Here is a 4,940-nt window from a genome sequence, read left to right as displayed (position 1 = left end):
CCCGTACCGCCGCTCGCGGCGCCGCCCGCACCGCCCGCACCGCGCGCCGGGCCGCTCGTCCTCCGGCGCGGGCTCACGGCAGCAGCCAGTCGACGGGACGCTGCGGAGGCTGGTGTATGGCGCCGTCGGTGACGGTCATCGAGCCGAGCTTGTACGGCGGTCCCTTCTCCGAGGACCACTGATAGCCGGACTTCGTCGTCGCGGACCTCTCCAACTCCACCATCACGGCGACCGGTTTGCCGTCCTTGGTGAACTGCGCGGCGAGCTGGTCGTCGCCGAGGAAGCCGGAGATCTGCTGACGCGTCTGCGCCGCACGGCCGACCGCCTTCACATGTCCGCGCAGCACGCCGTACTCGTCCGTCGGCGCCGACTGCACGGTCAGATCGACCGCGGCGCCCGGACGGACCGTGGAGCCGCTGCCGCCCGGCACGTACAACATCGCGACCAGCGGCTCGCTCGCTCGCTCGACGCGTTCGACCGTCGCCACGTCCTTGCCGGGGGTGATCACGGAGCCGATCTTCGCGGTCAGCGACGTCACGCGTCCCGCCGCCACCGTCCGAACCGCCCGGTATCCCAGGTCCGTTCGGACCTTCAGCACCGGCGTACGGGGCGCCAGCATGCGGCCCTCCTCGGCCAGCACGTCGACGACCTGGCCCGAGACGGGGCTCTGGAGGACGTAACTGCCTCCGGCGTGGGTGAGCACGCCGGGCGCGTTCAGCTTCCCGGTGACCTTGCCCGTGACGGCCCAGTAGCCCGCGCCCGCCATGACGAGCACGGTCACGAGCAGCACGAGCCAGCCCTGCGGGCGCGCGAAACGCACCGGCAGGTCGAGTTCCTCCGGGGACTGGAGCTTTGAAAACGCCTTCTGCCGGAACTGCACGGGGCTAATACCTCAACTGCGTTCGTGGCTTTCAGGCATGACGGCTTCCTCCGGCCCTTCAGGCGGTACGGCGTACGCGCTGCGGCGTACGGCATCGACTTCGCCGACGGTAGTCCCTGCGGCGTCGGACGTACGCGAAATCGTCGGCCACCGGGGACAATTCGGGGAGGGCCGTCGCAAGGCTTTCACAACTTCCCCCGAACGCATCCGTGAGCCCCGGAACAAGGGGGTTCCGGGGCTCACGATCACCCCACTGGGATGCGGATGCGTGAGGGCGGCGCGGGGCGTCCGCTAGGGACCGGCCCGCCCGCCCGAGGGCATCGGCTCAGAGGCCGGCGAGGCCCGTGACCTGGGAGGTGTCGACGCCGGTCAGGCCGGAGGCGACGCCGTTCACGGTGTCGGCGGTCTCGGAGACCGGGGCGACCGAGTCGGCGGTGCTCACGGCGGTGCCGACGACGGAGCCGAGGACGCCACCCGAGACGTTGTCCAGGTCGTTGTCGGAAATCTCGCGGGTCTCGATGAAGTCCATGAGTTGAGCTTCCCTTCGCTTGTGCTCTGGTGTTCTCAATAGCATCGGCCGACTCGGGGAAAGCCGTCCGGCCGTACGAGCGGTCGTCTGATGCCCAACAACGGGAACCATTCGTTCAACTTCCGCGTCGGGGCCCGATCAAAGCATGCGTATGCGCTGCCCGGCCACTCTCCGATGTGCCGGTACGGGGTCCGATCGGCCGCTCAACTTCCGTCGCGTGCAGTCCTGTCCACGAATTCGTGGCGATCCCTTCACTCGGCACTCGGACGCTGTTCGGACGGAGGGGTTCCGGTACGTCGCCGCAAAAGGACATTCCCTCATCAACCTCACCGCGTACGAGCGGTGCCGGCGGACGTTCGTGAGGGCATGTGCCGTCCGTACGAACCAGTTGTGCAGGTTCGCTGAATTCAGTTTCAGCGCACCGGACTTGGGCCCGAACGAGCCGTCTGACCAGGGGATCGAAGCGGCACGGAGCGGATCCGACGGCCTTGTGACGCAAGGTGGCGGCGAAATTCCACACCGAAGTCCCCTCGCAATACAGGGGTGTAAGGAGGGGTAAGGGCGACATGACGCGTTCGAATGCTGAGACGATTGCCCCGGGCATGTATTCATCGACTGTACGGGGCCGGTCCCAGCGTCGATTCCAACTCCCGTTCGCGGGCGGTGAGATGAGGTCCGGTCAGCGGACCCGGCGGGCCGCCCGGCGGCGAGCGGTATGTGATCACCGACGCCCTCGCCCGTCCCCGCGTGGCAGTAGACGACAAGTCGGAAAAATCGCCGGGAGCGTGTTGAACCGTGACGATTATGGACCATCTTCGTTACAGATGTGCAGGTTGGCAGTGAGTTCCACCACGTTGGCGACGAAGGCCCCGGTACCGCCGGGGTCTTCGTCTGTGCCGGGCCCGGACGGCGGCGCGGCAGTGGGTGCGGGCGTGCGCGGTGCGGGCGTGGGTAGTGGTGGGGGCGTCCGTGAGGAACCGTCGTCGAGCCGGAGCCGCCGGTGCCGCTGCCGCCCAGCCGTCCGAGCCCGCCCCCTCAGTCCCCTCCGCCGTCGCAGCGGCTGCGCCGGGCGCGCATCGCCGCCTCGGCCGTCTTCTTCGTGCACGGCGCGGTGTTCGCGTCCTGGGCGGCCCGTGTTCCCGCGGTGCAGGACCGGCTCGGTCTGACCGCGGGCACCCTGGGCCTCGTCATGGCCGGACCCGGCCTGGGCGCGCTCGCGGGCAGCCAGGCGGGCGGGCTCCTGGTGCACCGGCTCGGCAGCCGCGCGGTGAGCGCCACGGCACCGGTCTCGCTGTGTGTACCGCTGGCGCTCGTCCCGGCCGCCGGATCGGCCTGGACGCTGACGGCCGTGCTGGTGCTGCTCGGCGCCGCCGACGGATGCACCTCGGTGGCGATGAACGCTCAAGCCGTCGTCGTACAGCGGCAGTACGGGCGTACGGTCCTCAATTCGATGCACGCCGTGCGCAGCGTGGGCGCGGTGGCCGGCGGGCTGGCGGGGGTCGCCACGTTCTCCTCCGGCATGACGCTCGACGCACAGTTCACCGTCATGGCCGGGGTGCTCGCGGTGCTCTCGGGTGTGGCCGCGTACGGGCTGCTGCCGGACGAGGGGCTCGGCGGCCGCGCGCCCCAACCGCAGCCGGAGCGGGCGGAGTCGGGGGAGACGGATCCGGAGGCGGGAGAGGATCGGGGGACGGGCGCGGGGCAGGATGCGGAGGCCGGCGCGGGCGCCCGGCGGACGTCGACGACCGTGCTGCTGCTCGCCGTCATGACCTTCCTCGCCGCGCTCGTCGAGGACGCACCGGCGTCCTGGAGCGGTGTGTATCTGCGGCACATCGGCGCGGACGCGGCCACCGCCTCGGCCGGGTACGCCGCCTTCAGCGCGGGCAGCGTCGTCACCCGGCTCCTCAACGACCGTCTCGTACGCCGCCTCGGGTGGGTGCGGCTCATCCGGGCCGGGACGCTGTGCTGTGCAGCGGTGCTCGGCGCGGCTCTGCTGCTGGGGCTGCCGGCGCTGGCCCTGGTGGCGTTCCTGGTCGTGGGGGCGGGGATCAGCGCGGTCTTCCCCGGTGCGTTCACCGCGGCGGGCGCGCTGCCCCGGCCGGGGCCCGCGATGGGCCAGATCGGCTTCGCGGGCAACCTCGGCTGGCTGCTGGTCTCTCCGCTCATCGGCGGGCTGGCGACGCTCGCCGGGCTGCCGGCCGCGCTCGGTGTGCTCTCGCTCGCGGCGGTCCTGGTCGCCGTGCTCGCCCCGGTGGTACGTCCCCGGCCCGTCCGTACCACAGGCCACGGCGGTCCTCGGGACGGTTGAGACGAGTCGGAGAACTTCTGGGCGCGGCGCTGTCTGTGCAAGCGCTTGTTCTGTCATGCTCATGCATGACAGTCCGATGTCCTCAACACCTCTCTCCCCCACGGAGGTTCGGAATGCGTCGAAGACTCGCCGCCGGTGTCCTCGTCTCCTCAGCGACGGTTCTCGCCGTCATGGGCACGGCCACAACCGCTGTCGCGGACCCGGCAGACAAGCCGCAGGTCCTCGCGAGCTGGACCCAGACGGACGCCGGAAGCCAGAACGCCTTCCTGGCCGCCAGGGCGGACCAGGGCTCGTGGGCCGCCTACAACTTCGACTGGTCGACCGACGTCTGCTCGTCCTCGCCTGACAACCCGTTCGGATTCCCCTTCGAGAACGGCTGCATCCGGCACGACTTCGGCTACCGCAACTACAAGGCGCAGGGCACCTTCGAGGCCAACAAGGACCGCATCGACAGCGCCTTCTACGAGGACCTCAAGCGGGTGTGCGCCGGGTACGACGGCGCGACGAAGAAGTCCTGCGACGCGCTCGCATGGACCTACTACCAGGCCGTGGTCGTCCTCGGTGTGAAGAAGGGCAGCCCCGTCGGCTGACGGACCGTCCCCTTCCGCCCCGTCCCGTCCCGGCTCGGCGTGCAGCAGTCCGTACCGTACGGCCCGCACCACCGGCACAGCAGTGCGCGGGACGCCGCCCTCGGCGGGGCGTCCCGCGCACCGTCCGTTCGTGCCGCCGCCTCCGGTGCCGTGCCGTCACCTCACGGCACCCGCCGGTACGTCATCGCACCGGCCGGAGGCGGGAGTTCAGACGCTGTCCGCCAGTTCCATGCGCCCCTGCATGCGCGCACAGCTCGCACAGCAGAAGAAGCGTCCCTCGGCCTGGAGGCCGTGCCCCAGGATGCGGCACCCGCAGTTCTCGCAGATCGGTGCCATCTTCTGCGCGGCACACTCGAAGCTGTCGAAGGTGTGCACAGCACCCGCCGCCCGGACTTCGAAGGCGGCATCGTAGTCGTTTCCGCAGACCTCACATACGGCCATCTCTGGCTCCTCGCGCTCGCGTGATGGGGATGGTTCGGACGGTGGAAAAGCGGAAGCCCCCTGCGACGGGACCGCCTGCCGCGCCCGGTGGCCGTGCGGGCCGCGCCGCGCGCCGACGACGGGTAGCACGCTCGGGGGTGCTCAAACCCCGGCCGCGCGGAGCGCCCCCGTACGGACGGGCCGGCGGACGGG

General features: G+C 70.7%; 5 protein-coding genes. 2 read left to right on the top strand and 3 right to left on the bottom strand.

Annotated features, from left to right (window positions below):
- Positions 1-73: 73 nt before the first annotated feature.
- Positions 74-880 (bottom strand): HlyD family efflux transporter periplasmic adaptor subunit, encoded by an 807-nt coding sequence (locus AN218_RS31030; RefSeq protein ID WP_070020358.1) that lies wholly within the window; start codon positions 878-880, stop codon positions 74-76.
- Between the two features lie 325 nt (positions 881-1,205).
- Positions 1,206-1,409 carry a hypothetical protein gene (locus AN218_RS31025; protein WP_070020357.1) on the bottom strand — a complete coding sequence of 68 codons (204 nt, stop codon included), beginning with the start codon at positions 1,407-1,409 and terminating at the stop codon, positions 1,206-1,208.
- A 1,000-nt stretch (positions 1,410-2,409) separates the two neighbouring features.
- Between AN218_RS31025 and AN218_RS31020 the strand changes: the two genes are divergently transcribed.
- Both AN218_RS31020 and AN218_RS31015 read left to right on the top strand, forming a co-directional pair.
- Positions 2,410-3,717 (top strand): MFS transporter, encoded by a 1,308-nt coding sequence (locus AN218_RS31020; RefSeq protein ID WP_079132779.1) that lies wholly within the window; start codon positions 2,410-2,412, stop codon positions 3,715-3,717.
- Between the two features lie 113 nt (positions 3,718-3,830).
- Positions 3,831-4,307, top strand: coding sequence for a phospholipase (locus AN218_RS31015; RefSeq protein WP_070020356.1), 477 nt, complete (start codon positions 3,831-3,833; stop codon positions 4,305-4,307).
- Between the two features lie 207 nt (positions 4,308-4,514).
- Here AN218_RS31015 and AN218_RS31010 read toward each other — a convergent pair whose 3' ends face one another.
- On the bottom strand, positions 4,515-4,748 hold the full coding sequence (locus tag AN218_RS31010) for a hypothetical protein (protein WP_070020355.1): 234 nt from the start codon (positions 4,746-4,748) through the stop codon (positions 4,515-4,517).
- Positions 4,749-4,940: the final 192 nt, after the last annotated feature.

The organism is Streptomyces nanshensis (assembly GCF_001751255.1).
In the GTDB taxonomy this organism is placed as follows: domain Bacteria; phylum Actinomycetota; class Actinomycetes; order Streptomycetales; family Streptomycetaceae; genus Streptomyces; species Streptomyces nanshensis_A.
This window is presented reverse-complemented; position numbering and strand designations above follow the sequence as displayed.